This window comes from Betaproteobacteria bacterium, assembly GCA_016709965.1.
Taxonomy (GTDB): Bacteria; Pseudomonadota; Gammaproteobacteria; order Burkholderiales; family Rhodocyclaceae; genus Azonexus; species Azonexus amarohabitans.
Genome location: JADJLT010000001.1, coordinates 1,203,955 through 1,224,723 on the forward strand (window position 1 = coordinate 1,203,955; position 20,769 = coordinate 1,224,723).

A 20,769-nucleotide genomic window follows, 5' to 3' on the forward strand; every position below is an offset into this window, starting at 1 on the left:
TTTAATCTCGCTTTCTTGCTGCGTAAAGTTCGTGAAAAGTCTTCCCTGATGCGACCGGCAGATCACGTCCCGCGGTCCACGCCGGCACCAGGCCAAAAATTCGAATGCGGCCGCCACCATCCGCCAGCCAGTTCAGGTAACGCGCTGCTCGACGCGCAACCCAGCGGTAAAGCACCGGCTTGCCCGCCAGCCATGCCCAGGCTTTTAAAGCCAATCGCTCCGAATGCGGACGCAAGCCTCGCTCAATTTGCTCCTCGCGCAAACGATGCATCAGCGCCGGAAGCGGAATATCAACCGGACAAACGCTGCCGCACTGGTTGCAGCCCGTCGAGGCATGCGGCAAATCAAGCGCATTTTCAATGCCCGTGTACAGCGGCGTCAACACCGACCCCATCGGACCGGGATAAACCCAGCCATAGGCGTGACCGCCGAGCGAAAAATAGACCGGGCAATGGTTCATGCAGGCGCCGCAGCGAATGCAGCGCAGCATGTCCTGATAATCAGAGCCGAGCAGATCGGCGCGGCCATTGTCGACAAGGATGAACACCGTTTTTTCCGGCCCGTCCAGATCTCCCTCGCGCTTTGTCCCGGTCAGCAAGGAGACGTAATTGGAGATCGACTGCCCCGTTGCCGAACGAGGCAGCAGGCGCATCAGCGTGGAGAAATCCTCCAGCGTCGGCACGATTTTCTCGATGCCGGTGATCACGACATGTAGCTTGGGCAGCGTGGTCACCATGCGGCCGTTGCCTTCGTTGGTCACTAGCGCAGCCGAGCCGGTTTCGGCGATCAGGAAGTTGGCCCCGGAAATCCCCATTTCTGCACTCAGGAAATGCTGGCGCAACACCGCGCGCGCCTCCTTCGCCATCTCCGGAATATCCGCTGAAGTCCGCGCTTCGAGGGGCCGCCCGTGTTCCTTGGCGAAGAGCGCTTCGACCTCGTTGATCGTTTTGTGCACTGCCGGCGCAATGATGTGCGACGGTGGCTCGCCGGCCAGCTGCACGATGTATTCTCCCAGATCGGTCTCAACCGGCCGGATGCCCGCGGCACTGAGCGCGTCGTTGAGTTGCGCCTCTTCAGAGAGCATGGATTTCGATTTGGTCGCCTTGGTGACCCCATGGCGACGTGCGATCTCGACGACAAGCCGGCTGACTTCCTCACCGTCACGCGCCCAAAGCACCTCGGCACCACTGGCAGTCGCTCGCTCCTCAAAAATATCGAGCCAGACATCAAGGTCAGAAAGTGTTCGATTTCGGATGTTTTTTGCGGTTGACCGCAGCAACTCGAAATCCAGCCCATCCTCAGCCAGCGAGGCCATCCCCTTGACGCGCTTGGCGACAAACAAGGGCTTGGCTTTCTGCAGGGTCCGCTGCAATGCGGCGTTGCGCACCTTTTCTCCGGCTCGCGCATGAAAGTGCATGGCCTGCGAATGCGTCGTCGGCATCAGATATCACTCCCGCCGGCCAGCACTTCAGCGATATGCAGCACACGGGTCGTTTCATCGCCGCGGCGGCGCAGCCTACCTTCAATATTGATCAGACAACCGAGGTCACCGCCAACCACGACATCCGCCCCCGCGGCCAGAATGGCATCGCACTTGCGATCCACAATCTGAGTCGACACTTCGCTGAACTTGACCGAGAAGGCACCGCCAAATCCGCAGCACTCCTCGCAATCCGGCATTTCCTTCAGCGACAGACCGCGTACCTGCATCAGCAGCTCGCGCGGCTGCCGCTTGATGCCCAATCCGCGCAGCCCCTTGCAGGAATCGTGATAGGTCACGCTGCCGTCAAACGCCGCCGATCCCAAAGCCGGCTTCGCGACGTCCGCCAAAAAACTCGTCAACTCATGGGTACGCTCGGCCAAGGCCCGAGCTCGGGGCGCCCATTGCGCATCGTCGGCAAACAATTGCGGATAAACATTTCTAATCTGGTCAGTGCAAGAACCGGAAGGAATCACCACGGCGTCGTAGCCCTCCAGCTCGGCAATCGCCTTCCTGGCCAAATCCATGGCCAGCCTTCGATCCCCGGCGCTCCACGCCGGTTGGCCGCAGCAAGTCTGGCCTTTCGGCACAAAAACATCGGCCCCCAAGCCTTCGAGCAGACGCAATGCCGCAAAGCCGATCGACGGGCGCATCAGATCGACCAGGCAGGTAACGTAGAAGGCTAAGCGCATGCTAATATTGCGGCGCACAAGAAAATCATGTGGCTAATGCTACTCAAACAATACCAATAAAGGAATCCAGTTGTCAGAAGCTGTCAGCGGCTCCGCCAAAACACCAGGCTCCATACAGGTCATCGAGCGCATGATGTCGCTACTCGACGCCCTTGCCGCCTCACCCGATGCAGCCAGTCTGAAACAACTGGCCCAGGCCACCGAACTTCACCCGTCGACCGCACACCGTATTCTGGCAGCCATGACTGCCGCCCGCTTTGTCGAACGTCAGGACGCCGGCACCTACCGACTCGGGATCCGCCTGCTCGAACTCGGCGGCATCGTCAAATCGCGCATCAATATGCGCGAAGTCGCCTTGCCCTTCATGCAGGACCTGCACGAAAAAATTGGCGAAGCAATCAACCTCGGTGCGCGCCACGATGATGAAATTGTGTATCTGGAACGAACCTCGTCCGGCCGCGCCCTTGTCCGTGTAGTTTATCTGGTCGGCGGTCGCGCCCCCTTGCATCTGACCTCGCTCGGCAAACTTTTTCTGGCCACCGACAGCCCGCAGCAAGTTCGCGACTACGCCAAACGTACCGGCCTGCCCGGCAAGACACCGCATTCGCTGACGACTCTGGCCACGCTGGAGAAAGAACTCGACAAGGTGCGTCGCCACGGCGTCGCCTACGACGACGAAGAAGCCGAAATCGGCCTCAAGTGCGTCGCCGCCCCCATTCATGACGATGAAGGTAATGTCGTTGCCGCGCTTTCGGTCTCGGCTCCAGCTGATCGGCATGACCCGGACTGGGCGCGCCAAGTCAAGCAGACCGCTGACGCCGTCTCGCGTACCCTCGGCTACGTAGCCCCAAAAAAATAAAGGCCGCTCGACGCGGCCTTTATTGGCACATACAGAAGCAAGCAATCAGGCCGGATGACGTTCCAGCGCAAGGCTTGCGCTTTCCATCCAGCGCTTGATCCGGTTGGCATCACCGACTCGCGTCATCTTGCCTGCCGAATCCAGCAATACGATAACCACCGGCTTGTCAGCCACACGTGCCTGCATGACCAGACAACGTCCCGCTTCGGAAATATAACCTGTCTTGGAAACACCGATTTCCCAAGTATCGCTACGCACCAGCGCATTGGTATTGTGGAAGTCGCGAATGTGTCCGTTCAACTCGACCCGGGCCTCGGCGGTGGTCGAATAGCTGCGGATTTCAGGGTAGCGCGCGGCGGCAGCCACCATGCGAGCCAGGTCATGCGCGGTAGACACGTTGTTACTGGACAGGCCCGTCGGCTCCTCAAAGCGCGAGGTATACATCCCCAACGCCTGCGCCTTCTTGTTCATTGCACGCACAAAAGCCACCAAACCACCGGGGTAGTGCCGCCCCAAGGCGTGCGCTGCCCGGTTTTCGGACGACATCAACGCTAGTAGCATGGCTGCTTCGCGGGTCATGGTCGTTCCCACCGGCAAGCGCGAACGAGTGCCCTTCAGACCATCAACATCCTCTTCGCCGATGGCAATGACTTCCTGCAAATCAAGCTTGGCATCCAGAACCACCATAGCGGTCATCAGCTTGGAAATGGATGCAATCGGCACCACCAAATCCGGCTGCTTTTCCAGCATCACATGGCCATTGCTTTGGTCGATGACCAAGGCCGAAGCCGAATAAAGTGCCAGCCGGTTTGGGTCTATGTCAGCCATCGAGGCATGGTGCACCGGCTTGCGAGAAGATTCGGCAACCAGATGTGACTTATGAGAAGAACGAGCTGCTGTCTTTGTGGCCTTGGAATGCTTGGCCAGTTTCCCGTGCGACCTGGGCGAGCTAGCCGCCGTTTTTGTCGACTTGCTCTTGGCTACTGATTTCGTGCTGTTTTTACCTGCAGCCTTGGCTACAGGAGCCCTTTTATCAGCCTTAACGTGGCCTTTTTTGACCGAATGCTGTTCGGCTTTCTTTGCCGGCGCAGCCGACAAGGGCGACTGAATTCCAACGCCCAGCAATGCACCGACCAGCAAGGCCGCCTTCAATTTATTCTTCATTCACTATCTCCTGCAAACATCAGGGTAATTTTAGCTGAGTTTAGCAGGAGACAGTGAAATATCAATAAAAAATAGGTAGATACAACAATAACTTAAAGCAAGCAGTTATACGGCATCAACCACCGTTAGCGCAGTCATGTTCACGATGCGCCGAACGGTCGCCGTCGGCGTCAGAATATTGACCGGTTTTGCCGCGCCCAGCAGAATCGGACCGATGGTCAGATTGTCGCCAGCTGCCACCTTGAGCAGATTGAATGAAATGTTGGCCGCATCCAGCGTCGGCATGACCAACAGATTGGCCTGGCCTTTGAGGCGAGAATTCGGGAAGGCAGCATGACGGATACGCTCGTCCAGTGCAGCATCACCGTGCATTTCCCCTTCCACCTCCAGATCCGGCGCCCGCACTTTCAGATTTGCCAAGACCTCACGCATTTTGATTGAGGTCGGCGTATCTTCGGTGCCAAAGGTCGAGTGGGACAGCAATGCAACCTTGGGCTGAATACCGAAATTGCGAATTTCGGCCGCTGCCAGCAGGGTCATGTCGGTCAACTGCTCGGCCGTCGGATCGTAATTGACGTAGGTATCGCCAATAAAGACCGTACGCTCGGGTAGCATCAGCAAATTCATCGCGTAGTAACGATCCAGACCATCCTGCGTACCGATGACGTTCTGAACATACTCGCGGTGTGTTTCGTGGCGGCCAAAAGTACCGCAAATCAGGCCGTCTGCATAACCCAGGCGGACCATCAGTGCACCATAGAGGGTGGCGCGACGACGCACTTCCCGCCTGGCGTATTCGGGGGATACGCCCTTGCGTTCCATCAGGCCGTGATAGGTGGTCGCGAACTCATCCAGATGGTCTTCGAAGAAATCACTGTCTTCCGCATGGATCACCTCGAAATCTTCACCCGCTCGAATGCGTAGGCCAGCCGCTTCGATACGACGATTGATTTCACCGGGTCGCCCGATCAGGATAGGGCTGGCAATGCCTTCATCACGAATAACCTGAATAGCACGCAGCACCCGCTCGTCTTCGCCTTCGGCAAAGACGATGCGCTTCGGCGCCATCTTGGCCTGCGAGAAGACCGGCTTCATGATCATGCCGGAGTGATAGACGAATTCGTTCAACCCCTGGATGTAGGCATCCCAATCCTTGATCGGCCTTGTAGCGACGCCGGAATCCATGCCGGCCTTGGCGACCGCCGGGGCAATCTTGACGATCAGGCGCGGATCAAACGGATTCGGAATCAGGTATTCGGGGCCGAAACTGGCGACTTTCTCACCGTAAGCACGGGCCGCAACTTCCGATTGCTCGGCGCGGGCCAGTTCGGCAATCGCCTTGACGGCCGCCATCTTCATTTCTTCGGTAATGGTCGTCGCGCCGACATCAAGCGCGCCGCGGAAAATGAATGGGAAGCACAGCACGTTGTTGACCTGGTTCGGGTAATCCGAGCGGCCCGTACAAATAATGGCGTCGCTGCGGACGCTCTTGACCAATTCCGGTGTGATTTCCGGGGTTGGATTGGCCAGCGCCATAATCAACGGACTGGCGGCCATTTTCGCAACCATTTCCGGTTTCAGCACCCCACCGGCCGACAAACCAAGGAAAACATCGGCGCCAGCGATCACTTCGCCCAAGGTACGCGCATCCGTCACTTTGGCGTAGCGTGCCTTGATTTCGTCCATTTCTTCGACGCGGCCCTCGTACACCAGGCCCTTGATGTCAGTCACCCAGATATTGCTGGGTGGAGCCCCCAGCATGACCAGCAAGTCAAGGCAGGCCAAGGCAGCAGCACCGGCACCGGAAGTCACGATCTTGACCTTTGACAGATCCTTGCCAATCAGATGAAGACCATTGAGCACAGCGGCACCAACGACAATCGCCGTACCGTGCTGGTCATCATGGAAAACGGGAATTTTCATCCGTTCGCGCAGCTTCTTCTCAATGTAGAAGCACTCTGGGGCCTTGATGTCTTCGAGATTGATGCCGCCAAAGGTTGGCTCCAGCGAGGCGATGGTATCGATCAACTTGTCCGGGTCACGCTCTTCAATTTCGATATCGAAGACATCAATATTGGCAAACTTCTTGAACAGCACGCCCTTGCCTTCCATCACCGGCTTGGCGGCAAGTGGGCCGATGGCGCCCAGGCCGAGAACGGCTGTACCGTTGGTGATGACACCGACCAGATTGGCTCGGGCAGTCAGGGTGCTGGCTTCGCGTGGATCAGCAACAATTTCTTCGCAGGCAAACGCAACGCCTGGCGAGTAAGCGAGCGACAAATCGTACTGATTGGTGAGTTGCTTGATAGGTGTCACCGCGATCTTGCCCGGCTTGGGCTCGCGATGATAGTAGAGCGCTGCTTCACGTAATTGCCGAGAATCCATGTCTGCCTCCATTTTGTATGGTGAAATGCAATTTCAAATCGCGGAACATAATATCATGCATCACAGGCCATTTCACCCGTGGAAAACACTTAGCGAATCAAAGTCAAGTGGATGTTTACCCTATTTTCATGCATAATTATGGGCTTCCCAGCCGACGGCTCCAGCGTTGCTCGAAGTATTGACCGCAGCTCCCGGCGACTGGCATGAAAATTAGCTATTTCAGTAACTTGGAGAGAGACACTGCCATGACCGCACCGCTGAATGCACCTGACTACGTCAAACATGAAGGCCTGAAAAAATGGGTCGCCGAGATCGCCGCACTGACCCAGCCCGACCGCATCCACTGGGCTGACGGTTCGCAGGAAGAGTATGACCGCCTGTGCGCTGAAATGGTAGAGGCCGGCACGCTGATCAAACTTAACGAAGCGAAGCGTCCGAACTCATTCCTGGCCTTTTCGGATCCCTCAGATGTGGCACGCGTCGAAGACCGCACCTACATTTGCTCCGAGAACAAGGAAGACGCCGGCCCGACCAATAACTGGGAAGCGCCCGCCAAGATGCGCGAAACCATGAACAGCGTCTTCAAGGGCTGCATGAAGGGTCGCACGATGTACGTGATCCCCTTCTCCATGGGTCCGCTCGGTTCGCCAATTGCCCACATCGGTTTTGAAATCACCGACTCCGCATACGTCGTCGTCAATATGCGCACCATGACGCGCATGGGCAAAAAGGTATTTGACGTACTCGGTACCGACGGCGAATTCGTTCCCTGCGTGCACACCGTTGGTGCGCCGCTCGAACCGGGCCAGCAGGATGCCAAGTGGCCATGCAACCCGACGGTCAAATATATTGTTCACTACCCGGAAACCCGTGAAATCTGGTCCTACGGCTCCGGCTACGGTGGCAATGCCCTGCTCGGCAAGAAATGCTTCGCGCTGCGCATCGCCTCCAACATGGCTCGTGATCAGGGCTGGCTGGCCGAACACATGCTGATCCTCGGCGTCGAATCGCCGGAAGGTGAGAAGTCCTACGTCGCTGCCGCCTTCCCGTCGGCCTGCGGCAAGACCAACTTCGCCATGCTGATCCCGCCGAAGACCCTCGACGGCTGGAAGATCACCACCATCGGTGACGACATCGCCTGGATCAAGCCGCGCGTGGATAAGGATGGCATCACCCGTTTCTACGCCATCAACCCGGAAGCCGGCTTCTTCGGCGTTGCCCCGGGCACCTCGGAAAAGACCAACTTCAACGCGCTGGCCACGTTGAAGGAAAACATCATCTTCACCAACGTCGCGCTGACCGACGATGGCGACGTGTGGTGGGAAGGCCTGACCAAGCAGGCGCCGGATCACCTGATCGACTGGCAGGGTAACGACTGGACGCCGGAAGACGGCAAGGCCGGCAAGAAGGCCGCTCACGCCAACTCCCGCTTCACCGCCCCGGCCAGCCAGTGTCCTTCCGTCGACGAAGCTTGGGAAGATCCCGCTGGCGTGCCGATTTCCGCCTTCATCTTCGGCGGCCGTCGCGCTACCACCGTGCCGCTCGTTTATCAGGCATTCAACTGGAACTACGGCGTCTACATGGCCGCCACCCTGGGCTCTGAAACCACGGCTGCCGCCTTCGGCCAGCAGGGTGTCGTCCGTCGCGACCCGTTCGCCATGCTGCCGTTCTGCGGCTACCACATGGGCGACTACTTCAATCACTGGTTGAAGATGGGCAAGACCGTTGATGCCACGCCAAAGATTTTCTGTGTGAACTGGTTCCGTATGGATGCCGATGGCAACTTCATGTGGCCGGGCTTCGGCGACAACATGCGCGTTCTGAAGTGGATCGTTCAGCGCTGCAAGGGCACGGTCGGCGCCAAGGAAACCACGCTGGGCTGGATGCCGAAGTTCGAAGATATCGACTGGACTGGTCTCAACATCAACAAGGACGACTTCGAAGCGCTGAGCACCATTGATCCGGAAGCCTGGAAGTCCGAACTGGCCGGCCACAAGGAGTGGTTCGACAAGATGGGCGAAAAAATGCCGCGCGAACTCGTTCTGAAGCGTGAGTTGTTCGAGATGGGCATCTTCAAGGATGCTGCCTGATCACAGCCTGAGCTGAGATTAAACGGCCACCGCGGTGATCAAACCCGGTGGCCGTTTTGTTTTGGAGAACCGCATGTACCGTCCCGCCCAACGCCTCGCCGACATCGAGCCCTTTCACGTCGTTGAACTGCTGACCAGCGCCCGCCAACTGGAGGCAGAAGGTCGCGACATCATTCACATGGAAGTCGGCGAGCCGGATTTTCCGACGCCGGCGCCAATCACGATTGCTGCGGTCAACGCGATAAAAAGCGGAAAAACGAAATATACCCAGGCGCTGGGCTTGCCAGAGCTGCGCGAGGCCATCAGCGGCTTCTACCGCCAGCGCTATGGCGTTACCGTACCCGCCAGCCGAATTGCCGTCACCAACGGTGCCTCCGGCGCCCTGAACCTCGCTTTTGCCTGCCTGGCCGACCCCGGCAGTGAATGGCTGCTGACCGACCCCGGCTACCCGTGCAACCGTCACATTTTGCGTGCTTTTGACGGTCGACCGCGGAACATTCCTGTCGGTCCCGCCACCAATTTTCAACCGACGCCGGCACTCCTTCGCGACTACTGGACCCCAGGCACCGCCGGCCTCGTGGTCGCCTCACCGGCCAACCCGACCGGCACGCTGTTGACACTGGCTGAGATCAAGGCCTTGGCCGAGGTTTGCCGGGAAAACATTGGGCATTTTCTGGTCGACGAAATTTACCACGGGCTCACATACGAAAACGATGCACCTACCGCCTGCGCCGCCGGCGAGGATATTTGGATTATCAACAGCTTCTCAAAGTATTTTCAGATGACAGGTTGGCGCTTGGGCTGGATGGTCATTCCTGATGCCTACGTCCGTGATGTCGAAAAACTGGCGCAAAACCTGACGCTCTGCCCATCGACCCCAGCTCAGTATGGCGCCCTGGCCGCTTTCGAGCCGGAGACCATTGCCCTGATTGAGACCCGACGCGCCGAGTTCCGTCGTCGCCGGGATTTTCTTGCTCCTGCGCTGGAACAAATCGGCTTCCGTATTACCGCCCGACCTGAAGGCGCGTTCTATCTTTATTGCGACTGTTCGACGCTGGCGGATGACAGCTTCAGACTCGCCAGGGATTTACTCGAAAAGACCGGTGTTGCCGCAACACCAGGACTGGATTTCGGCCGCAACGAACCGGAAAAACACATCCGCTTCGCTTACACCACCAGCGTCGAGCGTCTGGCCGAAGCGGTAAGCCGGCTAAGCGCCTATTTCGGCCGGTAGATCCAGATTCGGATAGCGCTCGCGCAGCGCTATCCAATCGAAATAAGGGCCGGGGTCAGACTTGCGTCCGGGGGACACGTGGCAGTGGCCGGCAATGGCAGCAATTGGGTAGTGCGTGCAGATTGCCTCCAGCACGCGCCACAACGCTTCGTACTGCGTATTCGTAAAGGGCTGGGTGTCGGTACCTTCCAGCTCGATCCCCACCGAATAGTCATTGCAGTTATCGCGCTCGCACCAGCACGATTGCCCGGCATGCCAGGCGCGCCGATCACACCCCACAAACTGAATAACGCGGCCATCCCGCCGGATGTAGAAATGCGCCGAGACCTGCATTTCAAAAATTGTCGAAAAATACGGGTTGACCGTAGGATCCAGTCGATTAAGGAAAAAATCCTCGACCCAATCGCCGCCAAACTCATCCGGTGGCAAGCTGATGTTATGAATAACCACCAGCGACACCGGCTCACCGAGCGGACGTTCTCCAAAATTGGGGGAAGGCAGCCAGCGCACGTCCTCCAGCCAGCCGTCGGCCTGCCACGCCATCACTCGATACCCAGGCGCTCTAGCCGATAGCGCATAGAACGAAAGGTGACACCGAGCAGGCGAGCCGCGGCAGTCCGGTTGCCCTCTGCCTTCTGCAAGGCTTCGAGAATCGCCTGGCGCTCAAGACGATTGAGATAATCGTCCAGCGTTTCACTTCCCCGACCTTGCTCCTCGCCACCAGCGATCTCTTCGGGACCAAGATGCAGGTCTTCGACTTCGATCGCATCACCAGAGCACAGCGCTGTCGCCCGCTCCAGAATATTCTCCAGTTCGCGCACATTACCCGGGAACGAGTAGAGCGAAAGCGCCTTCACGGCACCACTGGACAATCTGGGTGGCGAATCCCCGAAAACACGACGAAGCACACTCTCGACCAGCGGCACGATGTCTTCCATTCGCTCGCGCAAGGGCGGCATGCGCAGCTCAATCACATTCAGCCGGTAATACAAGTCCTGGCGGAAAGCCCCCTTATCAACCAGTTCGCGCAGATTTCGGTGAGTCGCGCAAATGATGCGCACATCGACCGGCTCCTCCGCGACACTGCCCACCTTGCGCACCCGCTTTTCCTGGATGGCGCGCAGCAATTTGACCTGCATGGCCAACGGCAGATCGGCCACCTCATCGAGGAACAGGGTTCCGCCATGGGCCGCATGAAAAAAGCCGTCGCGTTCGCTATCCGCCCCAGTAAAAGCACCTTTTCGATAACCGAAAAATTCGCTTTCCATCAGGTTTTCAGGGATTGCACCACAGTTGACCGGCACAAAGGTCCCTGCCGCCCGAGCGCTCCGACTATGGATCAGGCGTGCGGCCAATTCCTTGCCGCTGCCTGATTCTCCGGAGATGTAAATCGGCGCCTGACTACGCGCCAGCTTCTCGATCATTGCCCGCACCTGCTGCATGCTTGGCGAATCGCCAATCAGCGACTGCAGCGGATCATCATTCCCCTCCACGCCGCCGGGCAAACGTAAGGCAGATTTGATCAGGGTACGCAGCTGCTCGAGGCCAACCGGCTTGGAGAGATAATCGAAAGCCCCTGCCTTGAGGGCGGCAACCGCATTTTCGGCACTGCCATAAGCAGTAATAACGGCAACCGGTGTCTGGGGGTGATGCTCGGTAATGTAGCGAACAATGTCCAAGCCCTCACCATCCGGCAACCGCATATCGGTCAGACATAACTGAAACACATCCCGTTCAAGCGCGGCGCGGGCTTCGGTAACAGAGCCAACGCATTCGGTGGCCAATCCCATGCGAACCAGAGTCAAGTCGATCAGTTCGCGAATATCCGCCTCGTCATCAATGACGAGGACCCGGCTCATCTCGCCGCGTGGGCGCCGTTCAGTTCTGGCAACAGACACGTGTCGTTTCTCCCCGCAACAATGAAATGCGCCCCGGACGTGGAAGCAGCCAGATCAAGACTGGCACCGTTGGTGGCACACAGCTCCCGGGCGATAAACAAGCCAAGCCCGGTTCCCTGAGTGTGTGTCGTAAAAAATGGTTCAAAAATCTGCTCACGCACCGTTTCCGGTATGCCCGGACCATCATCGAAAATGTGCAATTCTACCCGCCCATCGTTGGCAGCGGACTCCAGTTGAATACGAACGGCACCGGGACCGCGACTTGAATGGCGAATTGCATTGCTGACCAAATTCCAAAGCACCTGATGCAGATGAGAACGATCGAAACACAAATTGAGCGGGGGCGCCTCAAGCAAGACCACCCCGGCCTCCAAATTCTCATTCGCAATGAAATGCTCGACAAAGCCTGCGCAAAATTCGTCCACACGCAGCAACTCGGGCTGCGCCCGACTCTGCCGGCCCAGTTCCAGAATATCGCCGACGATTCGATCCAGTCGAATCACATTGTCATTGAGGATGCGTAACAAGCGCTCCTTCATTTCGACACGACGTTCCTCTCGCAGCAATTCGCCCGCATGACTGATCGCCGACAACGGATTGCGAATTTCGTGGGCAATGCTTGCGGTCAAGCGCCCCAGCGAGGCCAATTTCAATTGCTGCGCACGCTCCTTGATGCGCCCTACATCTTCCAGGAAGACCAACACCTCGCCATCAGAACTGCTCGTTTGCTCAAAACGCGCCTGCAAATCGCGTCCATCTGCACCGCAAAAATGTAGGTTCCCTTCGCCATTACCCGCCACCCATTTCTGCAACGCAGCCGCCAAGATCGGCGCCTGTGACGATAACGGGACATCTGATTCGTCAGACAAGGCAAGCATTCCGCTTGCTACCGGATTGCATCGGCTAACTATGCCACCCACGGCAACGATCAAAACGCCATCCTGCATGCGCTCCACCACACGCTGGCTGATACGAATCTGATTCTCCAACGCGATGCCACGACGCCGGGCCAGATCCTCGTTGACCATGACTCGCTGCCCGAGCATTCTGGCCAAAATGGCGGTTGCAAAAAATCCGGCGGATATAAAGCCAGCCTGAACAATTGAGGCAGGATCGAACTCTTTGGTAAATATCCCGTAAATCTGAAAAAGCAGCACCGCAACCGTGGCCAATGCTGCATACAGCAGCACCAGACGTCCACGCCCAACCAGGCTGGCTGCGGCAAGAGAAACCAGCAGGAAAACACTTAACCCACTACTTACGCCACCGGCCAGGAACATTAATGAACAGACCACGGCAATATCGGCGGCCATCTGCGCCGACAGTTGCTGGTTAAAGCGCCGGGGCCAATGTGTCGCCATCAGCAAACCAAGCAGGGTCGCTGCTATATATGCGCAGGACAAAGCAAACAACATCGGCGATGGCTGCAAATTGAGGCGCGAAGTCCATTCGTGGGGAAAGAGGACGCCCAAGAAAAACAACACTGCCAACACAAGGCGGTAAAGGTTGAAATACTGGAATGAGCGCCAGTTTGCTTCCCAGGTTGATGATAGCCAACTCACTATCAGGTCTTTCCGGCTTGCGCTGCCACTCGATGCGCTTCGCAGCAATAAATGCGACCGCCATCGATCAATCCCTCACTTTCGGGCAGATGAACAGCGCAATATGAACAGGTGACCATTTTTTCAGGTGCCGGATCAGTTCGAGTCGATGGTGCTTGATCCCGCGGAGAGCTCCGTTTCGACAAGAACCACCACACCACACCCAGCAATACAATCATAAGCAGGTATTTCATTACCCCCCCGGAAACAAAAAAAGCCCGCGAAAATTTCGCAAGCTTCTATCCATTGGATCAAGAGAAACAGCGTTCAAAGATGTAACCAATGGATTTCAAAGACTTTCCCGCCCCGTTGCCGCGATTGAGCATTCAAACAAGATATTCAGTCTCTCCAAGTCCCGCCCCTGCGCGCTTGGGCACATTGAATCTAGCACGCATTTCAAATCCCCTTGCGACAACTCAGTTTTGAATGAAGTGCGCCATCTACACCTACATCAGTAAGGTATTACTCGCCACTGAGCGTGCGATGGAGGATATCTACAACAGTATTCAATTCCTCAATTGGAACTTGGCCGGGGGCAGAACTCTTTTCGCCAACCACGAAGGTTACTGAAGAACCAAACGCCCATCCGAACAAGCGACTCAATGAACCGTATCCGCCCATCGACATGCTGATGATCGGCAGCGAAATCGCCTCTATTCCATTCAGTGTCGCTTCAAGCAAAGTCAGCACATCGCGCATATCCTGCGGCATGACAGCCACCTTGGCGATATCTGCACCGGCCTTTTCCATGGCAACAAATATCGCCACAATGTCCCGTGCAGCTGGCGTTCCCTGAAAATTATGGAAGGAGGCAATCAGGCGCACTTCTGTTTCCTTTGCCAACTCGACTGCCTGTGCAAAATGGCGTGGCTCGCTACTTAGTTCATAGTCGAACAAATCGACACAACCAGAGTGACACACCGCAGCATAAACCGCGAAAACCTGATCTTCGTCCAGCTCAATGGGCGTTCCGCCCTCGCGGATTGAGCGACAGGTAAAAATCACGGGGATACCGACGGCCAACGCTCGAATCCTTTGACCGAGCGCTACAACGCGCTCGACATCATCAATCCCGACAAAGAAATCGACACGCCATTCAATCAGATCAGGCATCTTGGCCGTCACTAACACCATTTCCCTAAAAATGGCGTCTTCGTCGCAGCCAACCAACGGCATGCAAACGAGCGGCTCCTTCCCGCCACCAACAGATTTTCCCTTTAACTTGATCGGCCTTGAAAACGACATCCAACACTCCTTGAAATGAGACGAAACAAGTCCCAAGCGCCTCGTGGCGAACGGCGTCGCTCACATTTCTCCAACAGAATATCAAATGATAAGAGACATACTGGTGTTGTCCATGATTTCAACCCAACAATCAATGATGGATGGCATCTGGAACAAAATCACGATTCTAGAAAGCAAAAAACCACCCCGAAGGATGGCTAAGTGCTTTTTCTTTGCATTTTGGTCGGAGTGACAGGATTCGAACTTGCGACCCCTGCGTCCCGAACGCAGTGCTCTACCAGGCTGAGCTACACTCCGACGACCTCGCTGAGAGGGCTAATGATTTCTCTCAACTGCAAAGAGCGTCAATTGTAGCAGAGCTTTTCTGTAATTTGAATCCCCCAAACACTGAATTGCCTCTCTCGCCAACGCTGCTTCACGAAGCGCGCGGTCTCGCGCATGATCCAATGCACCGCTGTCACGTATAGCGTTCAGGACAGCCGGGAAATCTTCACGCCCGCCTTGCTCAATCGCCTTGCGCACACACGCTGCTTGCTCCGGAGTGCCGTGCTGCATGACGTAAATTAACGGCAAGGTGGGCTTACCCTCGGCCAAATCATCTCCTAGATGCTTGCCTGTCTCCACCTCTTGGCCGGAGTAATCAAGTACATCATCTATCAGTTGGAACGCCGTTCCCAAATGCATCCCGTAGGCGGTCAACGCAAGCTCAACCTCCGGCGCCGCGCCACCCAGAATTGCACCTAATTGGGCGGCAGCCTCGAACAATTTGGCGGTCTTATAGTGAATGACCTGCATATAGCGCGCCTCATCAACATCGGCATCGTGGCAGTTCATCAACTGCAGAACCTCGCCTTCCGCGATAACGTTGGTCGCGTCAGAAAGCACCCGCATCACGCGCATGTTGTTGACTTCAACCATCATCTGAAATGCGCGCGAATAAAGAAAATCGCCGACCAGCACACTGGCGGCATTTCCGAACATCGCATTGGCCGTATCGTGACCCCGCCGCAAAGCAGATTCATCGACGACGTCGTCATGAAGCAAAGTAGCCGTATGGATGAACTCGACGACGGCTGCCAGTTCTTGATGGCGAGTTCCCTCATACCCCAACGCACCGGCTGCAAGCAAAACCAGCGCAGGGCGCATTCGCTTCCCACCACTACCGATAATGTATTCAGCGACTTGCCTCACCAGCACTACATCGGAGTGCAGGCGGTCGCGGATAACCGCGTCGACGGCCTTCATGTCGGGCCCGATCAGGGCGTAGAGCTGTTCCAGAGTCACGTCAGGTAATTCCTTGATGAAGCGCGGAATCTTAGGTGGCAGCGCTTGCCCAGTCAAGGCCGAACAGTGAAGGACGCGAGCTGTTTGCATAACAGTTTGTTAAACTCTCAGGATTAATTGCAGCAATGGAACAAGGCATGGACATTCGTTCGATCATCGCGCCGAGCATTCAGGATCGAGAAGCACTGGAAGAGTTCGCCGAGGTTTTGATCGACCGAGCTCCGGAAATTGAAGGGGACATTGCCCGCTTGAGGAAAGCGCCTGATGATCGTGATATCACGGCCAACCTTTTCAGGGCCGTGCACAACATCAAAGGCGATGCTTCGCTATGTAAATTTGAACTTGGCATCGCCATCGCCCACCCAATTGAATCTATGCTGGGCCGCTTCCGTGCCGATGAAATTCCTTTTTCGGACCTATTGGCGGAAATGATTCTTCTGGCTGTCGACCGCCTCGAATTGGCGACCGATGCCCTGCTTGCCCACAAGTCCCTGGAAAATCTCAATTTGGCCATCCTTGTGCAGGGGCTTGAGGCACTGGCGCAGGAGTCTACGAAAGAAATTGACGCGGCGTGTGCTGATCTCATTGAGGCAGTCACCGGCTTCCCCCCCGTCATTCCACAAATTTCAAGCCGTGCGCCGCGATCATCCACGTCAAACGCCGAGCAAAAAAAACTCGGCAGCGACCTCCAGTTTTTCCGTTCGCTAGCGCTGCAGTTCGAAAGCCGTTCCCCGCTGTTTAAAGGGCGAACCATGCGTATTCTTCGCTTGGCGCAAGAGACCAACAAGACCGGCAATAGCGCGGTCGACCCCGTTCAGCTAGAAGCAGCAGTTTATCTTCACGATGTCGGCATGATGCTGCTGCCAGAATCCATCTGGCTAAAAGTCGGGAAAATGGCCGCAGACGATAAACTAGCGCTACGCAATCATCCAGGATTTGCAGCGGGTCTTTTGGAACGGATGCCGGGCTGGAACGCAGCTGCGGAAATGGTCGCTCAGCACCACGAGATGCCGGACGGCGGCGGATATCCGAATAGTTTGCCTGATGCCGATATCTGCGATGGAGCAAAAATTCTCGCCATCGTCGATGCCTTCGAAGCTGTCATGCTAAAACATATTCACCGAGGAAAAAATCGCTCGGTGCTCCGTGCCATTGCTGAAATAAACGCCTGCGACAACCAGTTCTCTCCTGATTGGATTGCTCCCTTCAACGCTGTTATTCGCAAGACAGTCGAAAATTGATGGCCTTTGATCGAGAGCGGCGGTTTGGCGGCGTGAGCCGCCTGTACGGCACCGAGGGCGCTGAATCCCTTCGACTGGCTACTGTCTGCATTATTGGAATTGGTGGCGTTGGCTCGTGGAGCGCTGAAGCAATGGCCAGAACGGGCGTCGGAAAAATCACCGTGGTCGACCTCGACATGGTGGCCGAATCAAATACCAACAGACAGATCCATGCGCTGGGAGACCTCTACGGCAAAGCCAAGGTCGACGCCATTGCAGAACGAATCCGTGCCATCAACCCGGATTGCGAAGTTTCGTGTATCGAGGACTTCGTGACCCCGGACAACGTCGCTCAAATTTTCAACCAAAATTATTCGGTGGTTATTGATGCAATCGACCAGGTACGCGCCAAGGCAGCGATGATCGCCTTTTGTCATCAACGCAAAATACCCATCGTCACTGCCGGGGCTGCCGGTGGACAAATCGATCCAACGCAAATACGCGTGGCCGACCTTAGCAAAACAATACAAGACCCTCTGTTAGCAAAGGTTCGTTCCACGTTACGTCGGGACTATGGCTTCTCTCGCGACACCAAGAAAAATTTTGGCATACCTGCCATTTACTCGATTGAGCCGCTGCGCTACCCCAAAACCAGCCCTAGCTGCGATAACGAACGAGGCCCCGCAGGCCTCAACTGCGCCGGATTCGGATCATCCGTTTGCGTCACATCCGCATTCGGCATGGCTGCTGCTGCCAGAGCCATAGAGTTTATTACGCGCACCAGCTGATTTCGAAGAGCCCCTTCCTGACAGGAGCCTCACTCAATCTATCCGTTGTTCGAACGATTCGATTGTGGCAACCACCCCAAAGCCAAATGTTGGTACAACTCGGGGCTCACACGTGCGCTCACTACCTTGGCCAAAAATGAAACCCCCATCAGGCTGATGACCATTTCATGGCCACCGATCATTTCCATGACGATAATCGCGGCCGTAATCGGCGACTGGGTCACCGCCGCCAGAAAGCCCGCCATAAAAATCGCCATGATCGCCCCATTTTCGGTGACGCCGAGCAGTTCAGCCATGGTTGCACCAAGCGCTCCGCCAACGGCCAGAGACGGGGCAAAGATCCCTCCGGGAATGCCTGAGTAATAGCTCAAGATGGTGGCCACATAACGCGTAATTGGCGTATGCCATGGAAGCACAACCTCGCCCTTTGCTGCCATTTCGGTCACCGTATAACCACTGCCAAATGACAGACCACCACCCAGCCAGCCAACCACGGCAACAAGCAATCCACAAATACCTGCGAAGGCCACAGGATGATTTCGGCGCCAAACCCACAAGGAAAAATTTGACTTGAAATGCGGCAGGAGCATCAAGTAGCTGAAGAGTCCGCCCAATAGACCGCAAATGATGCCGCCTGCGATAACGGGGAAAATGGCAGATCGATCTTGCGCCAGCACCATCAACTTACCGAAGTAGTTGTAGTTTCCAAGCAAGCCGATGGCGACCATACCGGACAAAATGATGGTACTTATCAAAACGCCGCTCGTACGTGTTTCCAGTCTTTTTCCAAGTTCCTCGATCGCGAAGACGATCCCCGCCAGAGGGGTGTTGAAGGCAGCTGCGATACCCGCAGCCCCCCCGGCCAAAATCAGGTCAGACGATCTCAACGCCCGGGTATGCGGCAACCACCGATGTGCCGTGTACAAAATCGACGCAGCAACCTGAACGGATGGTCCTTCTCGTCCGGAAGAAAATCCGCCCAACAGGGCCAGCGCACCCACAAAGATCTTTCCGACCGCAATTCTCAGAGATAGCAATCCTTTCACATCGTTGCCACCTGCCGCGATTCTCCGCGCCGCGATAACTTGCGGAATTCCGCTCCCCTGCGCGCCGGGAAAATATCTATGGGTCAGCCACACGCAGATCATGCCGATCACCGGCGTCAAAATGAATGGAAGCCACGGACGCCCGGCAGAGAAAAGAAAGAACAAGCCTAGTGCAAGCTCCGCCAGTTTGGCGAACCCCACCACAACGAGTCCGGCGATCAATGCCGCCAGCCAGAGAGTAAATCGGGTTCGCCAGCGAAAGCTGTTAAGCAACGCATGCAAGTCAATAAAGTTTCTACGCATTCTCCTCAACCTCGATCTTGATGACGTGCTATTGCTTCAAAGGCAATGATTGCAATGGATTGAAAATGAGCGAGCGCTGCACAGGCATTTCCAAATCCGGAATACTGGCAGGGATACCGGTCGTCACCTCAGAGACCGGAAATTTCGTTTGCGTTGCCAGTTCAAGCTGATTTTGGGCAGCATACAAATTGCTGCTGAATCCAAATAAAAAAGCAGGCTCAATGCCCTCGACGCTTCGTCCAAACCCACCATGACACGAGGTCATTTTCCAGACCACTGGTATTTCACGGGCGCTGCTACAAATCACTGTACCAACCCAGGAGTCGCGATCACATTCCTCATCGACGGACAGCGCCAGCGGTATGGAAACCCGCAATTCACAAACGTATTTTTTATTCACCAGACTTAACCGAAATTCCCTGTCCATTAAACTCGGGATTGCAATACGCTTGAGAAAAAGTGCTGAATCATCAGCAAACCGAGCGATGAATATGCCTCGTATCTCTTCATCACGACACCCTAATAATCCGCTCATTAGATAAATCAAGACAATCAGCCGACAAAACCCAAGTGTCCATGTTTCATTCAAGTGTATGTCTAGCGTTTTCGTCCGCATAAATGTGGGGCAAAGATGGCTGATCGCCAGAAAAACTCAGGTTCCGAAATGCCCCCCGTCTGACATGGAGCGCACCATGTCAGTTAAAGCCAATCGGAATCGCCGGGGAGGATTCTCATCCGTCGAAAACACCCCGCCCGTTTCTTCCTGTGCCGAAAAAAATCAAAATCGTAATGGCAAAAGCGCGCACAGGCAGAACCATGTACGCGCTTCTGGAAAGTGTGACCGCGCCCCACCTCTCGAATCGGCTTTTTTTGCGATCATCTGTTTCATTGCCTCGCAATATAATGGGCAGTTATTAATTTCGCAACGAGTTATGCCATGAATCAGGATCTGCAATTGCTTCAACTGGACGTTCTGCAACAGTTTCGGGTGATTTATGGAAGCATGCGGCAATACTTCCGCGAGCTCGAAGATAGTTGCGGCTTGCCGGGTGCCCAAGCGTGGGTGTTACAGGAAGTTGTTCGAACCCCGGAAATCGGCATCACGGAATTGGCTGGCCGGTTGGGAATTCACCAATCAACCTGTAGCATTCTCGTCGAAAAACTGACCTCCATGGGCTACCTGGTAAAACAGAAAATGAGCCAGGACCAGCGGCGAATAGGGCTGCGTCTGACGCCAGCAGGGGACCAGCTGATTGCCGCACTCCCCGGCCCCGCCGAAGGCATACTGCCTGAGGCCCTGGCTACCATTCCGCAGGTCAGCTTACGAACATTGCATATCAATCTAGCTGAACTGATCCAGCATATGCCCGGCAAAAAAGAGATTTTTGCCACAACACCGCTCGCAGAGTTGGTTCAGGACCAACAAGGCATTCGCTCAAATGCTGACATTTAAAGGCTATGGAGACTATTCAAAGGCGTC

At 55.9% G+C, this 20,769-nt stretch carries 17 protein-coding genes and 1 tRNA gene; 6 read left to right on the forward strand and 12 right to left on the reverse strand.

What is annotated here, in order from left to right; translation table 11 throughout:
* Position 1: 1 nt before the first annotated feature.
* Both IPJ12_06060 and IPJ12_06065 read right to left on the reverse strand, forming a co-directional pair.
* The gene (locus IPJ12_06060; GenBank protein ID MBK7646722.1) at positions 2 to 1,417 is read right to left on the reverse strand and encodes an iron-sulfur cluster-binding protein; all 1,416 of its coding nucleotides are present in this window, start codon (positions 1,415 to 1,417) and stop codon (positions 2 to 4) included.
* A gap of 23 nt (positions 1,418 to 1,440) precedes the next feature.
* A complete protein-coding gene (locus IPJ12_06065; protein ID MBK7646723.1) occupies positions 1,441 to 2,172 on the reverse strand; it encodes a (Fe-S)-binding protein in 732 nt (243 codons plus the stop codon).
* Between the two features lie 130 nt (positions 2,173 to 2,302).
* Between IPJ12_06065 and IPJ12_06070 the strand changes: the two genes are divergently transcribed.
* Complete coding sequence (locus tag IPJ12_06070) at positions 2,303 to 3,031, forward strand: IclR family transcriptional regulator (protein ID MBK7646724.1); 729 nt, start codon at positions 2,303 to 2,305, stop codon at positions 3,029 to 3,031.
* A 45-nt stretch (positions 3,032 to 3,076) separates the two neighbouring features.
* Here the strand turns inward: IPJ12_06070 and pbpG are convergent, their stop codons facing one another.
* Positions 3,077 to 4,195: a D-alanyl-D-alanine endopeptidase gene (pbpG, locus tag IPJ12_06075; GenBank protein MBK7646725.1), complete on the reverse strand. Its 1,119-nt coding sequence runs from the start codon at positions 4,193 to 4,195 to the stop codon at positions 3,077 to 3,079.
* Positions 4,196 to 4,300: 105 nt separating this feature from the next.
* Complete coding sequence (locus IPJ12_06080; GenBank protein MBK7646726.1) at positions 4,301 to 6,580, reverse strand: NADP-dependent malic enzyme; 2,280 nt, start codon at positions 6,578 to 6,580, stop codon at positions 4,301 to 4,303.
* 245 nt (positions 6,581 to 6,825) lie between these two features.
* Here IPJ12_06080 and IPJ12_06085 point away from each other — a divergent pair, with 245 nt between their 5' ends.
* Together IPJ12_06085 and IPJ12_06090 are read left to right on the forward strand one after the other, a co-directional pair.
* Entirely contained in the window at positions 6,826 to 8,670 is a 1,845-nt protein-coding gene (locus IPJ12_06085; protein MBK7646727.1) for a phosphoenolpyruvate carboxykinase (GTP), read from the forward strand.
* A gap of 73 nt (positions 8,671 to 8,743) precedes the next feature.
* Positions 8,744 to 9,904, forward strand: a complete 1,161-nt coding sequence (locus tag IPJ12_06090) for a pyridoxal phosphate-dependent aminotransferase (GenBank protein ID MBK7646728.1) — start codon at positions 8,744 to 8,746, stop codon at positions 9,902 to 9,904.
* Here the strand turns inward: IPJ12_06090 and ampD are convergent.
* The 6 genes from ampD to ispB all read right to left on the reverse strand — a co-directional run bounded on the left by ampD (position 9,881) and on the right by ispB (position 15,932).
* The gene (gene ampD / locus IPJ12_06095) at positions 9,881 to 10,447 is read right to left on the reverse strand and encodes a 1,6-anhydro-N-acetylmuramyl-L-alanine amidase AmpD (protein ID MBK7646729.1); all 567 of its coding nucleotides are present in this window, start codon (positions 10,445 to 10,447) and stop codon (positions 9,881 to 9,883) included. The two genes, IPJ12_06090 and ampD, sit on opposite strands and share 24 nt — an antisense overlap.
* Entirely contained in the window at positions 10,447 to 11,763 is a 1,317-nt protein-coding gene (locus tag IPJ12_06100) for a sigma-54-dependent Fis family transcriptional regulator (GenBank protein ID MBK7646730.1), read from the reverse strand. Before IPJ12_06100 ends, ampD begins: the two co-directional genes overlap by 1 nt.
* Complete coding sequence (locus IPJ12_06105; protein ID MBK7646731.1) at positions 11,760 to 13,370, reverse strand: histidine kinase; 1,611 nt, start codon at positions 13,368 to 13,370, stop codon at positions 11,760 to 11,762. The genes IPJ12_06100 and IPJ12_06105 overlap by 4 nt, the downstream gene beginning before the upstream one ends.
* Before the next feature lie 495 nt (positions 13,371 to 13,865).
* Complete coding sequence (locus tag IPJ12_06110) at positions 13,866 to 14,648, reverse strand: type I 3-dehydroquinate dehydratase (GenBank protein MBK7646732.1); 783 nt, start codon at positions 14,646 to 14,648, stop codon at positions 13,866 to 13,868.
* A 220-nt stretch (positions 14,649 to 14,868) separates the two neighbouring features.
* Positions 14,869 to 14,945 (reverse strand) — tRNA-Pro (locus tag IPJ12_06115).
* 18 nt (positions 14,946 to 14,963) lie between these two features.
* Positions 14,964 to 15,932, reverse strand: coding sequence for an octaprenyl diphosphate synthase (gene ispB / locus IPJ12_06120; protein ID MBK7646733.1), 969 nt, complete (start codon positions 15,930 to 15,932; stop codon positions 14,964 to 14,966).
* A gap of 137 nt (positions 15,933 to 16,069) precedes the next feature.
* Here ispB and IPJ12_06125 point away from each other — a divergent pair, with 137 nt between their 5' ends.
* The gene (locus IPJ12_06125) at positions 16,070 to 17,173 is read left to right on the forward strand and encodes an HD domain-containing protein (protein ID MBK7646734.1); all 1,104 of its coding nucleotides are present in this window, start codon (positions 16,070 to 16,072) and stop codon (positions 17,171 to 17,173) included.
* Positions 17,173 to 17,940: a tRNA cyclic N6-threonylcarbamoyladenosine(37) synthase TcdA gene (tcdA, locus tag IPJ12_06130; GenBank protein ID MBK7646735.1), complete on the forward strand. Its 768-nt coding sequence runs from the start codon at positions 17,173 to 17,175 to the stop codon at positions 17,938 to 17,940. The genes IPJ12_06125 and tcdA overlap by 1 nt, the downstream gene beginning before the upstream one ends.
* A 38-nt stretch (positions 17,941 to 17,978) precedes the next feature.
* Here the strand turns inward: tcdA and IPJ12_06135 are convergent, their stop codons facing one another.
* Together IPJ12_06135 and IPJ12_06140 are read right to left on the reverse strand one after the other, a co-directional pair.
* On the reverse strand, positions 17,979 to 19,289 hold the full coding sequence (locus IPJ12_06135; GenBank protein MBK7646736.1) for a chloride channel protein: 1,311 nt from the start codon (positions 19,287 to 19,289) through the stop codon (positions 17,979 to 17,981).
* 28 nt (positions 19,290 to 19,317) lie between these two features.
* Positions 19,318 to 19,878 (reverse strand): hypothetical protein, encoded by a 561-nt coding sequence (locus tag IPJ12_06140; GenBank protein ID MBK7646737.1) that lies wholly within the window; start codon positions 19,876 to 19,878, stop codon positions 19,318 to 19,320.
* A 348-nt stretch (positions 19,879 to 20,226) separates the two neighbouring features.
* On the opposite strand from IPJ12_06140, the gene IPJ12_06145 reads away from it, so the two are divergent.
* On the forward strand, positions 20,227 to 20,742 hold the full coding sequence (locus IPJ12_06145; GenBank protein MBK7646738.1) for a winged helix-turn-helix transcriptional regulator: 516 nt from the start codon (positions 20,227 to 20,229) through the stop codon (positions 20,740 to 20,742).
* Positions 20,743 to 20,769 lie beyond the last annotated feature (27 nt).

Excerpts from the sequence above, each read along its gene's own strand:
- IPJ12_06060 (MBK7646722.1), bottom strand. The coding sequence starts at position 1,417 with ATGCACTTTCATGCGCGAGCCGGAGAAAAGGTGCGCAACGCCGCATTG.
- IPJ12_06065 (MBK7646723.1), bottom strand. The coding sequence starts at position 2,172 with ATGCGCTTAGCCTTCTACGTTACCTGCCTGGTCGATCTGATGCGCCCG.
- IPJ12_06070 (MBK7646724.1), top strand. The coding sequence starts at position 2,303 with ATGATGTCGCTACTCGACGCCCTTGCCGCCTCACCCGATGCAGCCAGT.
- pbpG (MBK7646725.1), bottom strand. The coding sequence starts at position 4,195 with ATGAAGAATAAATTGAAGGCGGCCTTGCTGGTCGGTGCATTGCTGGGC.
- IPJ12_06080 (MBK7646726.1), bottom strand. The coding sequence starts at position 6,580 with ATGGATTCTCGGCAATTACGTGAAGCAGCGCTCTACTATCATCGCGAG.
- IPJ12_06085 (MBK7646727.1), top strand. The coding sequence starts at position 6,826 with ATGACCGCACCGCTGAATGCACCTGACTACGTCAAACATGAAGGCCTG.
- IPJ12_06090 (MBK7646728.1), top strand. The coding sequence starts at position 8,744 with ATGTACCGTCCCGCCCAACGCCTCGCCGACATCGAGCCCTTTCACGTC.
- ampD (MBK7646729.1), bottom strand. The coding sequence starts at position 10,447 with ATGGCGTGGCAGGCCGACGGCTGGCTGGAGGACGTGCGCTGGCTGCCT.
- IPJ12_06100 (MBK7646730.1), bottom strand. The coding sequence starts at position 11,763 with ATGAGCCGGGTCCTCGTCATTGATGACGAGGCGGATATTCGCGAACTG.
- IPJ12_06110 (MBK7646732.1), bottom strand. The coding sequence starts at position 14,648 with ATGTCGTTTTCAAGGCCGATCAAGTTAAAGGGAAAATCTGTTGGTGGC.
- IPJ12_06125 (MBK7646734.1), top strand. The coding sequence starts at position 16,070 with ATGGACATTCGTTCGATCATCGCGCCGAGCATTCAGGATCGAGAAGCA.
- tcdA (MBK7646735.1), top strand. The coding sequence starts at position 17,173 with ATGGCCTTTGATCGAGAGCGGCGGTTTGGCGGCGTGAGCCGCCTGTAC.
- IPJ12_06135 (MBK7646736.1), bottom strand. The coding sequence starts at position 19,289 with ATGCGTAGAAACTTTATTGACTTGCATGCGTTGCTTAACAGCTTTCGC.
- IPJ12_06145 (MBK7646738.1), top strand. The coding sequence starts at position 20,227 with ATGAATCAGGATCTGCAATTGCTTCAACTGGACGTTCTGCAACAGTTT.